The organism is Amycolatopsis sp. NPDC104863 (assembly GCF_055582965.1).
The window spans coordinates 783637-801022 of sequence record NZ_JBVJOW010000003.1 but is presented as its reverse complement, the minus strand read 5'-3'; the positions used below and the strand labels follow the sequence as shown (position 1 = coordinate 801022).

Annotated in this window: 16 protein-coding genes; 8 read left to right on the top strand and 8 right to left on the bottom strand. The window is 70.9% G+C overall.

All coding sequences use genetic code 11. The annotated features are described in order from the left end of the window. From ACZ63J_RS20435 to ACZ63J_RS20420, 4 genes are read right to left on the bottom strand one after another with little or no spacing between them, the layout of a single operon-like run. Positions 1-1122, bottom strand: coding sequence for a muconate/chloromuconate family cycloisomerase (locus tag ACZ63J_RS20435; protein WP_465408323.1), 1122 nt, complete (start codon positions 1120-1122; stop codon positions 1-3). A 34-nt stretch (positions 1123-1156) separates the two neighbouring features. Then, the gene (gene catA, locus ACZ63J_RS20430) at positions 1157-2005 is read right to left on the bottom strand and encodes a catechol 1,2-dioxygenase (RefSeq protein WP_465408321.1); all 849 of its coding nucleotides are present in this window, start codon (positions 2003-2005) and stop codon (positions 1157-1159) included. A gap of 17 nt (positions 2006-2022) precedes the next feature. Then, the gene (locus ACZ63J_RS20425; RefSeq protein ID WP_465408319.1) at positions 2023-3576 is read right to left on the bottom strand and encodes a 4-hydroxyphenylacetate 3-hydroxylase family protein; all 1554 of its coding nucleotides are present in this window, start codon (positions 3574-3576) and stop codon (positions 2023-2025) included. A gap of 28 nt (positions 3577-3604) precedes the next feature. Further along, positions 3605-4162 (bottom strand): flavin reductase family protein, encoded by a 558-nt coding sequence (locus ACZ63J_RS20420; protein WP_465408317.1) that lies wholly within the window; start codon positions 4160-4162, stop codon positions 3605-3607. A gap of 113 nt (positions 4163-4275) precedes the next feature. Here ACZ63J_RS20420 and ACZ63J_RS20415 point away from each other — a divergent pair, with 113 nt between their 5' ends. Continuing rightward, the gene (locus tag ACZ63J_RS20415) at positions 4276-5082 is read left to right on the top strand and encodes an IclR family transcriptional regulator domain-containing protein (protein WP_465408315.1); all 807 of its coding nucleotides are present in this window, start codon (positions 4276-4278) and stop codon (positions 5080-5082) included. A 43-nt stretch (positions 5083-5125) separates the two neighbouring features. On the opposite strand, the gene ACZ63J_RS20410 is transcribed toward ACZ63J_RS20415, so the two are convergent. After that, positions 5126-6580 (bottom strand): alpha/beta hydrolase family protein, encoded by a 1455-nt coding sequence (locus tag ACZ63J_RS20410; protein ID WP_465408313.1) that lies wholly within the window; start codon positions 6578-6580, stop codon positions 5126-5128. Positions 6581-6838: 258 nt separating this feature from the next. Between ACZ63J_RS20410 and ACZ63J_RS20405 the strand changes: the two genes are divergently transcribed. Both ACZ63J_RS20405 and ACZ63J_RS20400 read left to right on the top strand, forming a co-directional pair. Continuing rightward, positions 6839-8056, top strand: a complete 1218-nt coding sequence (locus ACZ63J_RS20405) for a sensor histidine kinase (RefSeq protein WP_465408311.1) — start codon at positions 6839-6841, stop codon at positions 8054-8056. Beyond that, complete coding sequence (locus ACZ63J_RS20400; protein ID WP_465408309.1) at positions 8053-8712, top strand: response regulator transcription factor; 660 nt, start codon at positions 8053-8055, stop codon at positions 8710-8712. Before ACZ63J_RS20405 ends, ACZ63J_RS20400 begins: the two co-directional genes overlap by 4 nt. 19 nt (positions 8713-8731) lie before the next feature. On the opposite strand, the gene ACZ63J_RS20395 is transcribed toward ACZ63J_RS20400, so the two are convergent. Further along, positions 8732-9655, bottom strand: coding sequence for a pentapeptide repeat-containing protein (locus ACZ63J_RS20395; protein ID WP_465408308.1), 924 nt, complete (start codon positions 9653-9655; stop codon positions 8732-8734). Positions 9656-9898: 243 nt separating this feature from the next. Between ACZ63J_RS20395 and ACZ63J_RS20390 the strand changes: the two genes are divergently transcribed. The 5 genes from ACZ63J_RS20390 (at position 9899) to ACZ63J_RS20370 (ending at position 13763) form a co-directional block, all read left to right on the top strand. Then, complete coding sequence (locus tag ACZ63J_RS20390; protein ID WP_465408306.1) at positions 9899-10642, top strand: ANTAR domain-containing protein; 744 nt, start codon at positions 9899-9901, stop codon at positions 10640-10642. A gap of 199 nt (positions 10643-10841) precedes the next feature. Then, positions 10842-11543, top strand: a complete 702-nt coding sequence (locus tag ACZ63J_RS20385) for a hypothetical protein (protein WP_465408304.1) — start codon at positions 10842-10844, stop codon at positions 11541-11543. Between the two features lie 25 nt (positions 11544-11568). After that, positions 11569-12309: a hypothetical protein gene (locus ACZ63J_RS20380; protein WP_465408302.1), complete on the top strand. Its 741-nt coding sequence runs from the start codon at positions 11569-11571 to the stop codon at positions 12307-12309. A 378-nt stretch (positions 12310-12687) separates the two neighbouring features. Next, positions 12688-13074 carry a hypothetical protein gene (locus tag ACZ63J_RS20375; protein WP_465408300.1) on the top strand — a complete coding sequence of 129 codons (387 nt, stop codon included), beginning with the start codon at positions 12688-12690 and terminating at the stop codon, positions 13072-13074. Next, positions 13071-13763: a hypothetical protein gene (locus ACZ63J_RS20370; RefSeq protein ID WP_465408299.1), complete on the top strand. Its 693-nt coding sequence runs from the start codon at positions 13071-13073 to the stop codon at positions 13761-13763. The genes ACZ63J_RS20375 and ACZ63J_RS20370 overlap by 4 nt, the downstream gene beginning before the upstream one ends. 313 nt (positions 13764-14076) lie before the next feature. Here the strand turns inward: ACZ63J_RS20370 and ACZ63J_RS20365 are convergent, their stop codons facing one another. Continuing rightward, entirely contained in the window at positions 14077-16524 is a 2448-nt protein-coding gene (locus ACZ63J_RS20365; RefSeq protein ID WP_465408297.1) for a glycoside hydrolase family 3 N-terminal domain-containing protein, read from the bottom strand. A 290-nt stretch (positions 16525-16814) separates the two neighbouring features. Further along, complete coding sequence (locus ACZ63J_RS20360; RefSeq protein ID WP_465408295.1) at positions 16815-17366, bottom strand: hypothetical protein; 552 nt, start codon at positions 17364-17366, stop codon at positions 16815-16817. Positions 17367-17386 lie beyond the last annotated feature (20 nt).

Genomic DNA, 17386 nt, shown 5'->3' with positions numbered 1-17386 from the left:
TCAGCTCCTCGTGAACCGGCGGACGGCCGCCGGGTCCAGGTCGACGCCCAGGCCCGGGCCGTCCGGCAGGTGCAGCTCGCCGTCCGCGTAGCGCAACGGCTCGGTCAGCAGCTCCTCGCTCATCAGCAGCGGCCCGAACAGCTCGCTCCCCCACGTCACCACCGGAGCGGTGCACGCGAGCTGCAGGGTCGCCGCGGTGCCGACCGGGCTCTCGATGGACGTCCCCGCGTGGCAGGGGATCCCGGCCGCCGCCGCGACCTCCGCGATCGCGCGGGTCGCCCGCAGGCCACCGGACTTCGTCGTCTTCAGGGAGAAGACGTCGGCCGCGCGGGTCCGGGCCAGCCGCAACGCGTCGCCCGGCGTGCGCAGGCTCTCGTCGGCCATGACCGGGATCGGCAGGGCCCGGTTGATCTCGGCCAGCGCTTCGAACTCCGCGCCCGGCACCGGCTGCTCGACCAGCTCGACCCCGGCGTCCGCCAGCCGCGGCAGGTAGGTCAGCGACGTCAGCAGGTCCCAGCGCGCGTTGAGGTCGACCCGCACGCCCGCCACCCCCACGAGTTTCTCCGCCACCGCGCACACCCGGGCGACGTCGTCGGCCGGTTCGAGAGCACCCATCTTGAGCTTGAAACTGCGGTGCTGCCCCGAATCCAGCTTGGCGAGGGCCTCGTCGACCACGACCGGCGCCGGTTCGGTGCCCAGCGCCCAGGTCACCGGCACCGACCGCCGGGCGAGGCCGCCCAGCAGCGTGTGCACCGGGACGCCGAGCGCGCGGGCCCACGCGTCGTGCAGCGCCACCTCCACCGCCGCCTTCGCATAGAGGTTGGCCGCGACGACGTCGCCGAGATCACGCAGGATCCCGGCGACGTCGTCCACCTGGCGACCGAGCAGGACCGGCGTGAAGTACCGCTCCACGACGAGCCGCATGGTCTCCACGGACTCGCCGCCCCACCACGGCCCGCCCGGCACCACGCCTTCACCGACGCCGACGGCGCCGCCGCGGGTGTGGACGAACACCAGCAGCACGGGCTGGGCTGACATGCCGGTGCGGGCGAAGCGGTGCGCACGGCGCAAGGGCACGTCCAGCAACACCGTTTCGACGCGCTCGATCCCCAGGTCGGTCATGAATCCTCGTTTCGGGTGAAGGGCAGGCGGGACGTCAGGCGCGCTCGAGCACGAAGTCGTACGTCACGCCGAGCCTGCCGTCCTCGCGCGGCTCCGGGTTCAGCACCAGCTCCGGCTTGGTCGCCTCGGCGACGTCGCTGTCGAGCCATTCGCCGCCCTGGAAGTACAGCTGCGTGGTGATCGTGCGGTGCCCCGGCGCCCGCACGATCAGGTGCAGGTGGGCCGGGCGCCACGCGTGCCAGCCGGCCGCGGCGACGAGCTTGCCGGTCGGGCCGTCGGTCGGGATCTGGTACGGCGCGGGCTGCACCGTGGTGATCTCGAACCGGCCCTGCCCGTCGGTCACCACAACCCCGCGCAGGTTGCCGGCCGGGATGTCCGGAGCGAAGCCGGAGTAGTAGCCGTCGTCGTCGGCGTGCCAGACGTCGAGCTCGGCCGCGGCCACCGGGTTCCCGTCCAGGTCGCGGACCTGTCCGGCGAACACCAGCGGCGTGCCCTTTTCGTCGCCGCGCATCGGCAGGGTGCTCTGCCACGGCAGGGTTTCCTGGCCGGGCAGGTAGTACGGGCCCTGGATGCTGCCCTTCGTCCCGTCCTGGGTCCGGGCGGCGACCTCCTCGACGACGTGCTCCACGAAGACGTCGAGGAACAGCGGCCACTCGCCGCCTTCGCCGAGATCCATCAGCCACTGCTTCGCGGCCTGGAACTCGGGGTAGGTGACGTCGTGTTCGCGGATCGCCTGGTGCACGCCGCGCAGCACGGCGCGGGCGACCTCGTCGACACGCTCGGGCGGCACCTCGCCGGTCTCCCGGGCGGCGGCGCGGAAGGCCTCGCTGGCGGAGCTGCCCGAACCGGCGGCCGTGGGCATGTGGTGTTCGGTGGTGGTCATCGCGGAAGTCCTTCGAGTCACCGGGAAAGGGAGGTGGCGCCGGGGTTGTAGAGGTCGGGGACGGTCCAGCCGTCGAGGTCGTACTCGGCCATGCACTGCTCGGCGAAGCCCTTCATCGCCGCGGCCGAGCCGGACTGCTGGGACGCGAACAGCAGCTCGGCGCGCACGCCTTCGTGGTTGCCGGAGTAGTTGCGTTCGTACAGCTCGTGGCGGCCGCCGAACTCGCTGCCGATCGAGTCCCAGATCAGCTTCATCAGCTTCACCCGCTCGACGGAGTCGTAGCCGTTGGAGCCGCGGACGTACTGGTCGAGGTAGGGCCGGATCTCGGGCGACTGGAAGTCCTTCGCCGACGACGGCAGGTAGATCAGCGCGGAGCCGAGGTCCTGCATGATGATCTCGCGCACCCGCGGGTAGCCGAGCGTCATGAACCAGCGGTACGCGAGCCCGTAGTCCAGGTGCGGGAGCACCGCGCCGTTCTTCCATTCGTCGGGGTTGGCGGCCATCGCGTCCGACAGTGCCCAGAACAGGTTGCGCCAGGCGATGACCTCGCCGACGCGGGTCTGGATGCCGCGGAAGTCCTTGGTGCCGGTGACTTCCACGCCCTTCATCAGCAGCCCGGCGATGAAGTCGAGCTTGACGGCCAGCCGCGCGACGCCGTGGAAGGTGAACCGGTGCAGGAACCCGGATCCCGGGAAGAAGGTGCTCGCCTTCTCGGCGTCGCCGTAGATGAACACGTTCTCCCAGGGGATCTTCACCCTGTCGAGGATGAAGATCGTGTCGTTCTCGTCGAACCGGCTCGAGAGCGGGTAGTCGAACGGGCCCGACGTCGCGTCCGCGACCTTCGCGTAGGAGTTGCGGCAGATCAGCTTCATCCCGGGCGCGCCCATCGGGACCGTGCAGACCAGCGCGAACTCGCGCTTCTTGATCGGCAGGCCGTAGTGGGCGATGAAGTTGTAGTTGGTGATCGCCGAGCCGGTCGCGACGACCTTGGCGCCGGAGACGATCAGGCCGTCGTCGCGCTCCTCTTCGACGTGGATGAACAGGTCCTTGACGTCGTCGGGGTTGCGGTCGCGGTCCACCGGCGGGTTGATGATCGCGTGGTTCCAGTAGAGGACCTTCTCCTGCGACTCGGCGTACCAGCGCCGGGCGTTGTCGGCGAAGGGCTCGTAGAAGTCGGAGTTCGCGCCGAGCGTGCCGAGGAACGCGGCCTTGTAGTCCGGGCTGCGGCCCATCCAGCCGTAGGTCATCCGGGCCCAGGCGACGATCGCGTCCCGGTCGGCGAACAAGTCCTCTTTGGACCGCGGCGTGCGGAAGAACGGGTGGGTGAAGCCGCTGCTGCCGGTGTCGGTCGGCGCGGTGAGCACGGACTGCCGGTCGGGGTCGTGCAGCGCGTCGTAGAGCCGCGCGGTCATCCGCACCGAGTTGCGGAACGCGGGGTGCGTGGTGACGTCACCGACCTTTTCGCCGTCGATGAACACCTCCCGGCCGTCGCGAATGGACTCGACGTACTCGTCGCCGGTCATCGGCCGGGTCGTGCGCACCTTCGCCGGCGCGTCCTCTTGGATGGTCATCGGCAAACCCTTCGTCGGTGAATGGTCGTCAGGAAGCGGTGGTCAGCGGGGCGAACTCCGTGGCGGAGCCGAACCAGCCGAGGTCGGGGCAGTCGACCGAGGCCGACCAGTGGTCGTGGCCGCGCGGGCCGAGCTCGCGGAACCCGCCGGCGAAGAACAGCAACGGGTCGGCGTCGCTGGTGTCGAGGTGCTCGACCTCGCCGACGACGATGAGGTGGTCACCGCCGTCGTAGGTGCGCCACGGGCGGCAGGAGATGGTGGCCGCCGTGCCGGTCAGCACCGGCGCCAGCACGCCCTCGGCCCAGGCCGGGGCCCGGTCCTGGGGGCGGCCGGCGAAGTGCCACGCCGTGTCGAGCTGGTCCGCCGCGAGGACGTTCACCGCGAACGGCGCGCCGTCCAGGTAGGCGCAGGCCTTGGACCGGCGGGTGAGCGTGACCTGGCACAACGCCGGTTCCAGCGAAACGGCCGTGAAGGCGTTGACGGTCGCGCCGTGCGGCTCGCCCCGGTCGTTGCGGCAGGTCACGACGGTGACGCCGGTGGCGAACCGGCCGAAAGCGGTGCGGACTGCACGCTGGTCGAGCGTCATCGCTCTCACCTCCTGTACGCTGTGCGTACACTTTGCACGCTATGCGGACACGTTGATGAGAGTCCCCCGCGTGCCCGGCGTTGTCAAGACGGCCGATGCGGAAGGATGAGGCGATGGAGCAGGAACCGGGCGGCGACCGCGACTTCATCCAGAGCATCGAGCGCGGTTTCGCGGTGCTGATGGCCTTCGACGCCGACCGCACGAACCCGACGCTCGCCGAGCTGGCGGGCGCGACCGGGCTGTCCCGCCCGGCCGTGCGCCGGATTCTGCTTACGCTGCAACGACTCGGGTACGTCGACGGCAGCGGCGGCCGGTGGTCGCTGACCCCGCGCGTGCTGAGCATCGGCCAGCACTACTCGGCGTCCCACGCGATGATCGAGATCGCCCAGCCGCGGCTGCTGAGCCTCGCCGAGGAGACCGGCGAATCGGCGTCCCTCGCCGCGCTCGACGGCCCGGAGGTCGTCTACATCGCGCGGGTGCCGGTGCGGCGGATCATGAGCATCAACGTCTCGATCGGCACCCGGGTGCCCGCACACGCGACGTCGATGGGCCGCGCGCTGCTGGCGTGGGCCCCGCCGGCCCTGGTGGACGAGGTGGTGGCGGCCGGGCTGCCCCGGCTGACCGCGCGGACGATCACCGGCGAGGCCGAGTTCCGCCAGGCCCTGCGCACGGTGGCGGACCAGGGCTGGGCCCTGGTCGCCGAGGAGCTGGAGGAGGGCCTGCTGTCGGTGTCGGCGCCGGTGCGCGACCAGACCGGCGCGGTGGTGGCGGCACTGGCGTCGTCGACGTCGAGCGGCCGGTTCGACGTCGGGAAGCTGCGCCAGGAGGTCGTGCCGCTGGTCGTTCGCACGGCCGCGCGGATCAGTGCCGACCTCGGGCACCAGGTCCCGCCGGGTGCCGGGCGCGACGGATTCTTCTGAGTCAGCCCTCGGTGACCGCCGGGATCCCCGGAGCGCTAGCCGGTCAGCGGCGGGTGCCCGGGTGGTGGACGCTGAGATCTCCGTAAGCCGGCAACACGCCGGCCAGATCGGTGGAAGCACCTCGGAGAACGGTGTCCAGGAAGGCGAGCGTGGCCGCGGCCACGACCCGCGGGCTGTCGGTGCGGCCCAGGGAACCGACGATCGAAGGCACCGGTGGCAGGTACAGCGGCCCGTCCGTGAACGTGAGGTGGGCCGCGCCGGGAACGGTGAGCCGGTAGCTCGTCGCGGTGCTGCCCTCGAGCACCTCGGTCAGGCGCGGCAGGTAGCGCGGATCGGTTGCCGGGGTGATGGCCTGGGTCAGGGCGAGCGCGGGCCGGGCCAAGGCCGGCGTCACCGGGCCGTGCGGGTAGCCGTCCAGGTCGATGACGGCGGCGAACCGGCGGTCCTCCCGGACGGCCTGCAGGGCGGCGGCGCCGCCCAGGGAGTGACCGGTCGCGGCGACCCGGCCGGTGTCCAGGCGCCCGGCCAGCGGGTCGGCGCCGTCACCCCGGTCCAGACCCGTCAGCCGGGTGAGGACGAAGCCGAGGTCGGCGGCCCGGACCGCGGTCCAGCCGGCCGCCAGAACTTCGTCGGTGTCGCGGTCGCCGCTGGAGACGGTTTCGGTGGTGACCGTCCGGCCGTCGGCCAGGACGACGGCGGCGGAGTCGTACGGGTGGTCGAGCGCGGCGACCACGTAACCGTGGCTGGCCAGCTCCTCCGCCCACGCGGTGTTCTGGGTGCGCACCCCGCCGGACCCGGGCGAGAACAGCACGACCGGGAACCGTCCTCCGTCGCGCGCCACCGGGGCGTCGAAGACCGAATGGGTGCGGGCGCGCGGGACGTCGTCCAGCAGGAACCCCGGCAGGCCGGTTCCGGTGGCGAGGGCGCCGGAGACGATGCGCGCTTCGTCCTCCGTGCGTCCGAGGTAGGGGGCCCGCGGCGCGTCGGCGGTGCTGTCCTGCGCGGGGTACCAGAGCTGGACGACGACCGTGCGGCGGTCGCCCGGATCGGCGGTGAAGGTCTCGGGCCGGAGCGGGTCGGTCCACTGCAGCACGCGGGTGCCGACCGCGAACGGCCCCGAGGGGCCGGGGAACACGGGGACGGGAAAGGCCCAGGCGGCCACGACGCCCGCGGCGATCAGCGCGACGCAGGCCGCCGTTCCCGGCAGCGCGAGCCACCAGCGGGCCCGTCGTGCCGGGCGGCCGGTACGACGTCGCAGCACCGGGGAGAAGGCGAACGGCGCCGCGAAGGCAGCGCCGGCCAGCACCGGCAGCAACTGCCAGCGGAACCCCGTCACGCCCAGCGCGATCACGGACGCCAGGAGAACCGCCCCCGCCGCGATCGTGGCGCGCGAGCGGACGGCGGCCGGAAGCCAGCGCGCCACCACCAGTGCGACGGCGCCCAGCACCACCAGAATTTCCAGGAGGGACAGGTTCAGTCCCGTGATGATCTCGGTCACCCGGCCATCCTCGGCGCCGGGGAGGCGCGGCCACATCGCTCTCCGGTCGCCATCCCGAGCACGTCGCATGCGACGGGAGTGGCACTCGGCGCGGCCGGATCGGGGACTCGTCTGCGACCGCAGGAGGGGGTGGCGCTCCTCCTCAGGTCGGATCCCGGCCGGGTGGGATCAGACGCCGGGCTCATGTGCGGAGCGGTGCCCTCGGCCTAGCATGACGGGACGCGCCCTGTACCGGGGCTGGATCGACAGGAACGTGCGATGACCGAGGCGGCTGCCGGGCCCGGCGACCACCGGACAGGACGAGCGGCTCGGCTCGGAAGGGCCGTCGCGCGCCGGGCTTTCCAGCTGCCGCCGGTGGTGCGGGGTGGTTTGCTGCCGGCACTTCTTCTGCTCAACGTCGTGACCACGCGGCCGCCGGGAGAGCTGCCCGTGGCCGTGACCCTCACCGTCGTCCTCACGCTGCCCCTGGTGTGGCGGCACCGGGCGCCGCGCACGGTGTTCGCCGCCGTGGTGGCCGTAGCCGCGCTGCAGTGGCTGCTGGACGTCCAGCTGCCGGCGGACATCGCCTTGCTGGTGGCGCTGTACGCGGTGGCCGTGCACTCGGGCCTGCGCGGCACGCTGGTCGCCGGGGCCGTCCTGGCGACCGGGGGCCTGCTGGCCTGCCTGCGCTGGGCCACCGACGGCGCGTTCCTGACCCCGTTCGTCGCGGTCACCGCGATCATCGTCGCCGTCGGTGTCCTCGGCGTGCACGTGCGGACCCACCGCGCCTACCTCGCGGCCGTCGAGGAACGGGCCGGGCGCCTGGAGCGGGAACACGACCAGCAGGCGCGGGTGGCCGTCGCCGAAGAGCGGACCCGGATCACCCGGGAGATGCACGACATCGTCACGCACAACCTGTCCGTGATGGTCGCGCTCACCGACGCCGCCGTCTACGCGCAGCATCGCTCGCCCGGCAAGGCCACCACCGCGATGCTGCAGATCTCCGAAACGGGCCGGCAGGCCCTGACCGACATGCGGCGGTCCTTGGGCATCCTGCGCACCGGCGAACCGGAGGCGCTGCGCCACCCGCTGCCCGGGATCGCCCAGCTGAAGACCCTCGCCGACCAGATGTGCGCGGCCGGGCTGTCGACCCGAATCGAAGTCGACGGCGGCCACGCGCACATCCCGGCCACCGCGCAGCTGACCGTCTACCGCCTGGTGCAGGAAGCCTTGACCAACACGCTCAAGCACACCCCCACCGGCACCGAGGCGAAGGTCCGGATCGAGTGCTCGACCGAAACCGTCACCGTGGACGTCACCGACAGCGGCGCCCGCACGCCGTCCCCCACCGAAGTCCGGCCCGGCCACGGCATCACCGGCATGCGAGAGCGCGCGGCCTCCTACGGGGGAACGTTGCGCGCCGGCCCGCTCCCGGGCGGCGGCTGGGGTGTCCACACGCGCCTCGTCCTCGCCGGCAGCGCGGTGGCGTCCGCGTGACGATCCGCATCCTGGTCGCCGACGACGAAGCGTTGCTGCGCATGGCTTTCAGCACGGTCCTGGAGGCCCAGCCCGACATGGCACCGGTCGGCGAAGCCGAAGACGGCGCCCAGGCCGTCCGCCTCGCCCGGGAACTGCGCCCCGACGTCGTCCTCATGGACGTCCGGATGCCCGGCACCGACGGCATCGAGGCGACCCGGCAGGTCGTCGGGACCTGTCCGCAGACCCGGGTGCTGATCCTCACCACGTTCGACCTGGACGAGTACGCCTTCGCCGGGCTCGAGGCCGGAGCGTCGGGGTTCCTGCTGAAGAACACGAGGCCCGAGGAACTGCTCACGGCGATCCGTCACGTGGCCGCGGGCGACGCGGTGGTCTCCCCGCGGATCACCCGCCGTCTGCTGGAGAAGTTCCGCCCGCACCTGCCCGGCGGCAGCACCGAACACCACGAGCGGCTGAGCCGGCTCAGCGCCCGCGAGCACGAGGTGCTCGTCCAGGTGGGAGCCGGCCTGTCCAACTCCGAGATCGCCGCCAGGCTGCACCTCGCGGAGGCGACCGTGAAGTCACACCTGGGACGGATCCTGCTGAAGCTCGAGCTCCGCGACCGGATCCAGGCCGTGGTCTTCGCCTATGAGAGCCGCCTCATTCACCCGTCGTGACATCCGCACGGGCCAGGCATCACCAGGCGCCGACCGTGTGCTCGTCTTTCAGCGCATCTCGGAGGCTGGTGCGATCATCATGGTGGGCGTCTCCGAGATTGGCGCCCCTCAGATCCGCTCCCTTGAGGTCAGCTCCTGACAAGGTGGATCGAAGAAGGCTCGCGCCGCGAAGGTTCGCGCCGTTGAGGGATGCGCTACTCAGATCCGACGCAGTCAGGTCAGCGCCGCCAAGATCGGCTAGAACGAAAGAGGCACTGTTAAGGTTGGCGGAGCTCAGGGACGCGCTTCGAAGATCTGCACTGCCGAGATCCGCCCCGGTGAGATCCGCCCGGTCGAGCTGGGCACCACGAAGGGTTGCGTCACGTAGTCTCGCGTGATCGAGACCAGCGAGCACAAAGGCAGCCTCCGTAAAGTCGGAGCCCTCGAGTTTTGCGTCTTCCAGATGGAAAGCAGAAAAGTTCACGCCGGTAAAACAAACTCCGCTGAGATCGATACCGGTGTGTTCATCGCGGCTGCGGTCACGTCGGTTCAGGACGGACAGGGCCGCTTTGGCGTCGACGGGGAGTTCTTGCTTCTGACACGCGACGCCCTGGACGACCGGCGCACGGGTGCTGCGGATGAACGCCGACAGGATCTCGATGATGGTGGGCTGGTCACGCGGGGAGTCGCGCGCGAGCCGCTCGAGTCCGTAGATCCCGCCGAGCCGGATCTGAAGGCGGTCGGCGCCTTGCTGGCCGAGCTGGTCGACGGCCTTGGTGTAGCGGTCCGTGTACTGGCTCTGCGCTGCCAGCTCGTTCTGCGCGGCGTTCTGGTTACTGGTCACATACACGGACAGCCCGGTGAAGATCAGCGCGCCGATGGCCGCGAGCGCCGTGGCGGCCTGGGTGAAGACACCGACCCGGCCGCCCCAACCACGACTGCGCGGCGAGCGAAGCGAGAACATTCGTGACCGCGAGCGGCCGACGGCATCGCGAGGAGGACGAGAAGAAGGCACACCAGAGAGTCGCCGCCGGAGCCCTGACTGTCACAACGCTGCCAGAGGCGACCGGCAGCCCGCCGATGTGCGTGAAAGGGGCGCGCCCGCGCTTACCCACTACGGGCCGGCTGAAACCGTTTGGCGGGAACCCCACCTTGGGAAATCAGGCTGCAACCGACGACCGGACACAGCCACCCGAGGGAGCGCCCGATGGACGACAACCTGCTGCACGAGCGCGACGCCGCGCGGAGAGTGGACGACGTCACCGCCGCACTCGACCGGCTGGCCGGCACCTTCGCGGAGGAAGACGACCTGCTGGTGGTCCTGAACCGGGTGTGCCGGCAGGTCATGCACGCGGTGCCGGACGCGGAGATCGCCAGCATCACGCTGCTGCGCGACGGCGCCCCGTACACCGCGACGGCGACCGGGGACAGCGCGCACCACGTCGACCAGGCGCAGTACGCCGCCGGGCGCGGCCCCTGCCTGGAGGCCGCCCGGACCGGCGAGCTCCAGCGGGTCAAGGTGACCGAGGCGGCTCCGCGGTGGCCCGAGTTCGCCGCGGCAGCGGGCGAGTCCTCGATCGTCGCCTACCTGTCCGCCCCGCTGTTCGTCGACCACCAGTACCACGGTTCGCTCAACCTGTACGACACCGGCGGCAACAGCTTCGGCGCGCTCGACGCGGCCCTGCTGGAGCTCTACACCGCCGCCGCCGAAGCCGCTCTTCGCAGCACCCGCCGGCACCAAACCGCCCGCGAGACCATGGAGCAGCTGCGCACGGCGCTGACCTCCCGCGCGGTGATCGACCAGGCCAAGGGCATCCTGATGGCCCTGCACCGCATCCCGGCCGACGACGCCTTCCAGCTGCTCGTCAAGGCGTCGCAGGAGCGGAACGCGAAGCTCCGCGAGATCGCCCACGACTTCGTCGAGACCGCCTTGGCCGCGCCGGACCGGTGACGCACGAAGGCGCCGGCTCGCTGCTGAACCGACGCCGTCGCCGAATCACCGCCAAGCACGGGAGGTGACTCGACTCAGCGGATACCCGGCTCGCACGGTTCTTGAACACGGTAGCAAGCAGAACGCAGCCGGGGCAGCAACGCCGGACGTCCGCTCCTGCCGACGACCGAGGCGTTGCCGCTCGATACTCTTGCTGCTTGTGACGTCGAAGGACGAAGAGCCGATCCTGCTCCAGCCGCTGCCGGGGCGCACGACCGACCGCTCGGCCGCCTATCTCTCCCTGCTGCGGGAGCTGCTCGAGCTGGTCGGCGCCGACCTTCCGGCCGCGGACGAGACCGACGTTCATTCGCGGTGGTACCACGATGCCCGCAGGTCGATCGGCGACATCGTCACGCGCCGCGCGAAAGCGGCTCCCGTTCCCGAGGAATGGTTCGAGCCGTTGATGCGTTGCGCGATTCACGAGCCGAACCCGAGCTTCAATCGGCAACTCGTCGAGCCCGCCGTAACGGCGTTCGGTCGCCGTCGGGTGCAGCTCACTCTCATCGACCACCTCGAATCCAGCACCGCTGCCGACATCGCGGGTGCCGCGCGTGCCTGGTACTGGACGCAGGTTGCCCTGACCTACCCGCGCGGGTCCGACACCCCTACGGCGCAGAGCCTCGCCGAGTACGAGGCGTTCAGCGACCTACGCGAGCGATACCGCAATGCCGCCCTGCGCCGCTTCGTCGAGGTGCCCGATCTCGACGTCCGACGATGCATCCTCCCAGGCTTGCGACTGGACGAGCGGCTGTATCCCGACGACCTGCGCGGCTTGGTGGCCGACGCCGTGCGGATCGCTCGCACGTCGAGTGACGACTACCTCCGGCACCGGGTCGAGATCCAGGTCGCTCGTCCGGAGTGACAGCCGCAGGGCGGACCGTGCGAAGATGCCGGCCATGGGCTCGGACTGGAACTGGACGTTGTCACTGCCCAGCGGAACGGTGAACCCCACGACGGTAGAGCTGCTGCTGACCCTGGCCGGCAACGCCGGGCTGTCGCCGTACCGGCCGGACGGCGGGATCAACGGTTTCGACAACGCGCCGGGCCGCGAAGGCGAACACCGGGTGCTCAATCGGGAACAGCTGGTGCAGAGCCTCGCCACGGGATCGTGGTCGACCAACCTGTGGACCGGGACCGAAGTGGACATCTGGCTCTCCACCAAGCCCGACGACGGACGCGGCTGGGACTCCCTGCACCTGGCGCTGGACTCGGCCCACTGCCCACGGACCCCCGGTGCCCACGCCGAACCGTTCCGGCAGCTGCACCGGCTGCTCACCGACCTGTGGATCACGATCGCGGACAAGACCGGTGCGCTGTTCGGCCGCGTCGAGGACGAATGGTCGTTGGAGCAGATCTGGTCCGAGCTGCCCGACCCGCTCTCGGGCGGCACCCCGCCACCGTGGGGTGCCTGGCCGGACTGGCTGAGCTGGTGGACCTACATCGACGCAGACCACTACCGGCTGCTGCCCCCGATCACCGAGAAACTGGGCGCCGACATCCGCCGCACTCCCGGCAACGCGGCGGTGATCGCGTTGCCGACCGACCCGGCCGCCGTCGACCCGCTGAGGTTCGCCCGGCTTAACCAGGAGTACCGGCTGGCCGTCACAGCCGATCCTCGCCGCGGCTGAGCAGCCATTCCGTCCGGTCGATCGCTCGCGTCCCGTCATTTCGACGACCGGCGCTTATGAACTGACCACGGCCATCGCCGCCGACTTCGACGGCATGCCGGGCCATTGCGCAGTTCGTCACCGACGTTTACGCGATCGCCCCGTGAGGCACGATTCCTGAGGCTGCGGTGGGTGACACCTTCGTCTTCGTGAATGCCTCGGGCGTCGGCGAAGCGGTCCAGCCACTGGCGGGCAACGGGGGACACCAAGGTGCCCGGCGCGATGTCTGCACGTAGCCGTACCTGCGCGAGTAACAGCGCAGCCGCCGCACGCGACTTGCCGACGTCCGATCGGAACGCGGAAGGGGCGGCTGTGCCGAGTGTGTGGAACCGACTGTCGGTGCTGGAGAAGGTCGTCGAGGTCCTGCGTGAAGTGACCCCAGAGCCGCCGGGTCACCACCTCGGCCGCCCGTACGCCACGGCCTACCAGCTGGCCATCGCGCTCCACACGAGGTACCCCGAAGTCGCCCATGAGCTGGGCTTCGAGATCGGCGGCGCCGAGACCGGCCGCCACAACAGCCTTGCGCAATACCTGGGCCAGCAACTATCGACGCGCATCGCCCGCGAGGGCGACGCGAGCGCGATCGAAGGGGCCTTCCTGTCCGGCGACCACATGGCGGCCCTGGAATTCGTCGATGCCCACGGCGGCCGTCACGCCAGCAGCCTCATCGACAGTGGTTTCCCGCTGACGATGTTCCGCCTCCGCCCCGTCGAAGCGCGGCCATGACCACGGCCGCGGACGTCCATCGCCTGGTCGAAGCCGCCACGGGGCTCGACATCCGGCCCCGCGCCCGACGGTGGGCGCACCTGCCGGTGTGCGTGCTCGACGCGGTGTTCTCGATCAACGCCCGATACACCAGCACGATCGCGGTCTGCGACCGGTACGCGAAGCACCAGGGTCTGGTGCCCCATCTGGTCGACGTCGCCGACTTCGCCACCGTGGCCGGCACCACTGCCGAGCAGCCCGTCGACGCGCTGGCGGCCTTGGGCCGCCGGCTGGGATCGGACCGGTTCGCCACCGACGTCCTGGAGAACCGGGGCCGCACCAGCACACGAGGCGGCGTGCTCAAGGCGGAAGCCGCAGTGCGCTACGCCGAAGTCCTCGCCGGCTCCGGTGTGCACACCCTCGGCGACGTCACCACGCTCCTAGCAGACCTCACCCGGCTCGACGCCGTGGAAAGCCGGCTGCGAGCCATCCCCGGCAACGGCACGCACGACATCCGGCTCCGCTACCTCTGGATGCTGGCCGGCACCGACGAGCAGGTGAAACCGGACCGGAAGGTGCTTCGCTGGCTGATTCGCCACCTCGGCCACCCGGTCACCATCCCGGCCGCACGGCGGCTGCTCGCCGACGCCGCCGCCGAGCTGGGCCGGACACCCTGGGAACTCGACCACGCGATCTGGAAGACCGCTTAACCGGAGATCTCGGCCTCGCAGCTGGTGTTGCCGCAGACGCATTCGACCGGTCGATCTCGGCTCTCCGGTGGCCGCGCCACGGCTGCGACTCGTCTCCTCGTAGTGAAGCCTTCATTCGACGCCGGAAAACGGGTTGGGCGTGGTTCGAGCACCGTCCGCCGCGGACCGAGGGCAGGCCGAAGTCCTGGCTGGCTGCGCCGAAATCGGCAAGGAGATCCGCAAGGTCACCATCGCCGAACCGGAGCAAGAGGACCAGAGCCTGGACCGGCAGTGCGGAGCGACGCGCCGGCGTCGCCCCGCACTCGACCCCGGGCTACCGGATCAGGAACGGCGCCGACACGTCCACCTCGTACGGCGTCGTGCCGTTCTTGTCCAGCTGCAGCACATAACTGCCCGGCACCACGGCGGGCGGGCCGGACGCGTTGATGTCCGGCGCGCTTTCGGCCAGCGCGGCCGCCGGGAAGGACACGCGCACGACCTGTGACCGGCCCGGGTCGAGCGTCACCCGCGCGAAGCCGACCAGCCGTTGTGGCGGGACTACCACTGGGCTCACCGGCTGAGCCACGTAGACCGGCACGATGTCCGTGCCGGCGCGGGTTCCGGTGTTGGTGACGGTGAACGTCGCGGTGGCCGTGCCGCCCCGCGCGATCTTCGGCGTCACCGCCAGGTTCGTGTGCGTGAACGTCGTGTACGACAGGCCGTAACCGAATGGGAACTGTGGGTTGTACGCGTTCCCCTGACCGGACGCCGTGCTGGGCAGCTGGTCGAAGAACTTCGGCTGGTCTCCCAGCGGGGACGGCGCCGTGCCGGCGAAGTCGCCGCCGACGGCCGGCGCGTCGGACGGCCAGCTGATCGGCAGCTTGCCCGCGGGGTTCGTCTTGCCGAACACCACATCCGCGACGGCCGCGCCGGCTTCCGTGCTGCCCTGGTAGGCCATCAGCACCGCGTTCGCCTTCTCCGCCGGGCCCAGCCCGACCGGCCGGCCCGCGACGACCACGACGATCACCGGTTTGCCGGTCGCCTCCAGCGCCGTGACGAGGGCCTGCTGGTCGGGCGCCAGGGCCGGCGCCGGGTTGTCGCCCAGCCCTTCCGCATAGGCCTTCTCCCCCACCACCGCCACATAGGCACTGGTGCCCGCCGCGGCCGCGACGGCGCTGGCCTGGTCCGGCGCGTAGACCGCGGCCGGGTCCGCGGCCCGGATACCGCCCAGCACGGTGGTACCCGGTGGAATCTGGTTCTCGGGGCCCATGCAGCACACGTGCCCGGCACCCGCCACGCCCTGCCAGCTCACGCTCCAGCCGCCGAGCTGGTTGGTCATCGAGTCCGCGCTCGGACCGGTCACCACGACCTTCGCGCCGGCCGGCAACGGCAGCGCGTTGTTCTCGTTGCGCAGCAACGTGATCGACTCCCGCGCGGCCTTGGCCGTCTGGTCACGGCCCGCGGTGACGGCGGCGTTGGCGGCGTTCGCGTTCACGCACGGTTTCGCCGGGTCGGCCACGCACGGCTGGTCGAACAGGCCGAGCTGGAACTTCAGCGTGAGGATGCGGCGCACGGCCTGGTCGATCCGCGCGGGTGAGATCTTGCCCGTGCTGACGGCCTGCAGGATCGCGGCCTGCCACCCCGCCGCGTCGGAGACCTGCATGCTCATGTCGACACCCGCGTTCACCGCGGCGGCGATGGCACCGGGGAGATCGGCCGCGATGTGATAGGCGGTCTGCAACGCGGAGACGTCCTGGTAGTCGCTGATCACGACACCCTGGAAGCGCATCTGGTCGCGCAGGACGTCGGTCAGCAGGTAGTGCGACGAGGTCGCGGGCACGCCGTTGATCGAACCGGAGTTGACCATCACCGTCCCGGCGCCCGCGTCGATCCCGGCCGCGTACGGCGGCAGGATCGTCGTCTGCAGGTAGTTCATGGGCAGCAGCGCCTCGGCCCGGTCGTGGCCGTTGATCGACTGCGAGTAGCCGGCGAAGTGCTTGACCGTCGCGCTGACGTTCAGCTCACCGCGCCTGCCGGGCGTCTGCATGCCCTTGATGTTCGCGGCGCCCATCGCGGCCGCCAGGGCCGGTTGCTCGGCCCACGTCTCGTAGGTGCGGCCCCACCGGTTGTCGCGCGCGATGTCCTGGACCGGGGCGAAGTTCCAGTTCCAGCCGGTCGCGCGCAGGGCGTCGGCGGTCGCCTTGCCCCCGGCCTGGGCGAGCGCGGGGTCCCAGGTGGCGCCCATGCCGATGGACTGCGGGTACAGCGGCGCCTGCCACGGGTGGCCGAAGCCGTGCACCGCGTCGACGCCGAACACCACCGGCAGGTGCAGGCGCGAGTTCTTGATCGCGAACTGCTGGATGATGTTGTATTCGGTGGCCCAGTCGTAGCCGGTGTTGCCCACGCCGCCCTTGCCCGTGGTGTCGACCGGATTGTCGGTACCGCCCGCGAGAATCGAACCGACGTTGGAGTCGACCAGGATTTTTCGCATGCAATCGGGATTGGGAAGGTTGAAACCGTTGTTCCCGCACCGCGTGCCGTCGGCGTCGGTCAGCGTGCTGACCAGCTGCTGGTCCATCTGGCCGACTTTCTCGGGCAGCGTCATCGCGTGGAGCAGGGCCTCCACCCGCGCCGGCACGGGGCGGTGGGTGTCCAGCCAGGGCGTGGCGCCCAGGTCGACGGCGGCACTGCTACTGGCGGTGAACGTGGGAACCGCGAGCAGGGCCGCGGCCGCGAGCACCGTGACGGTGGAGCGGGTACTGCGTCTGTGGTTGCGGAACACCTGACCTCCTTCAGCCGTGGTCGGCATGGACCGGCCGCGTGGGGTGCGAGCGCACCGTAGGACCGTCGGCGTGAGCTGTAAAGCGCCGAACGGCGGCCGGACGCCCGTTTGTACACACCTTGAAGTAAGGGCGTCCCGTGTCGGCGCCAAGATCGATCAGGCGACGCCAGCACGCTCGACGGGCCCACATTCGGTTCGGCGGCCAGCCGAACCGCGCGAAGATGCCGACCATGGGCTCGCTGACGGCGGGCCGCCGGAGGTGGCCGCTCGGGCCACCTCCGGCGGAGCGGTTACTTGCGGATCATCGGGTTGCCATACCCGATGACCAGACCTCGGGCGAACGCCGTGACGCCGAACGTCTTGTTCAGCAACGCAGCCGCCGGCGCGGTGAGCGCCAGGGTGACTCCGGCGGGGGTGGCCGCGCCGATCGTGAACAGGTCGGCGCGCGCCCCGAAGTTGATCTTCCCGCTGAGCACTCCCCGCTTGAGGTCGATGGTGTAACTCGTCAGGTAGAGGCACTTGCCACCCGCACGCAGCAGCAGGCCGCCCACGTGCTCGATCGTCCCGTCGTTCGGGTTGCCGACGATGGTGAACCCGAAGACGGTCTTCCCGCCGGGATGGCTGACCTTGGCGAAGACCGGCGACACCTTGACGCCGAGCGACGTGAGCGCCTTCGCCGCGGCGGCGTCCAGCGTGAGGTCGGTCCGGCCCTTGCCGAAGTGGTGGTGCGAGACGGCGTGGGAAGACGCGGTCACCGGCTGAGCAGCCTGGGCCGGCGCCGCGGCGACACCGGCCATGGCGGCCGCGGCGACGACGGACACCCCGAGCATGCGAAGGCGCATGATGACTCCGTTCTCGTTGC

Excerpts from the sequence above, each read along its gene's own strand:
- ACZ63J_RS20390 (WP_465408306.1), top strand. The coding sequence starts at position 9,899 with ATGGACGACAACCTGCTGCACGAGCGCGACGCCGCGCGGAGAGTGGAC.
- ACZ63J_RS20435 (WP_465408323.1), bottom strand. The coding sequence starts at position 1,122 with ATGACCGACCTGGGGATCGAGCGCGTCGAAACGGTGTTGCTGGACGTG.
- ACZ63J_RS20415 (WP_465408315.1), top strand. The coding sequence starts at position 4,276 with ATGGAGCAGGAACCGGGCGGCGACCGCGACTTCATCCAGAGCATCGAG.
- ACZ63J_RS20360 (WP_465408295.1), bottom strand. The coding sequence starts at position 17,366 with ATGCGCCTTCGCATGCTCGGGGTGTCCGTCGTCGCCGCGGCCGCCATG.
- catA (WP_465408321.1), bottom strand. The coding sequence starts at position 2,005 with ATGACCACCACCGAACACCACATGCCCACGGCCGCCGGTTCGGGCAGC.
- ACZ63J_RS20380 (WP_465408302.1), top strand. The coding sequence starts at position 11,569 with ATGCCGGCCATGGGCTCGGACTGGAACTGGACGTTGTCACTGCCCAGC.
- ACZ63J_RS20420 (WP_465408317.1), bottom strand. The coding sequence starts at position 4,162 with ATGACGCTCGACCAGCGTGCAGTCCGCACCGCTTTCGGCCGGTTCGCC.
- ACZ63J_RS20425 (WP_465408319.1), bottom strand. The coding sequence starts at position 3,576 with ATGACCATCCAAGAGGACGCGCCGGCGAAGGTGCGCACGACCCGGCCG.
- ACZ63J_RS20370 (WP_465408299.1), top strand. The coding sequence starts at position 13,071 with ATGACCACGGCCGCGGACGTCCATCGCCTGGTCGAAGCCGCCACGGGG.
- ACZ63J_RS20395 (WP_465408308.1), bottom strand. The coding sequence starts at position 9,655 with ATGTTCTCGCTTCGCTCGCCGCGCAGTCGTGGTTGGGGCGGCCGGGTC.
- ACZ63J_RS20405 (WP_465408311.1), top strand. The coding sequence starts at position 6,839 with ATGACCGAGGCGGCTGCCGGGCCCGGCGACCACCGGACAGGACGAGCG.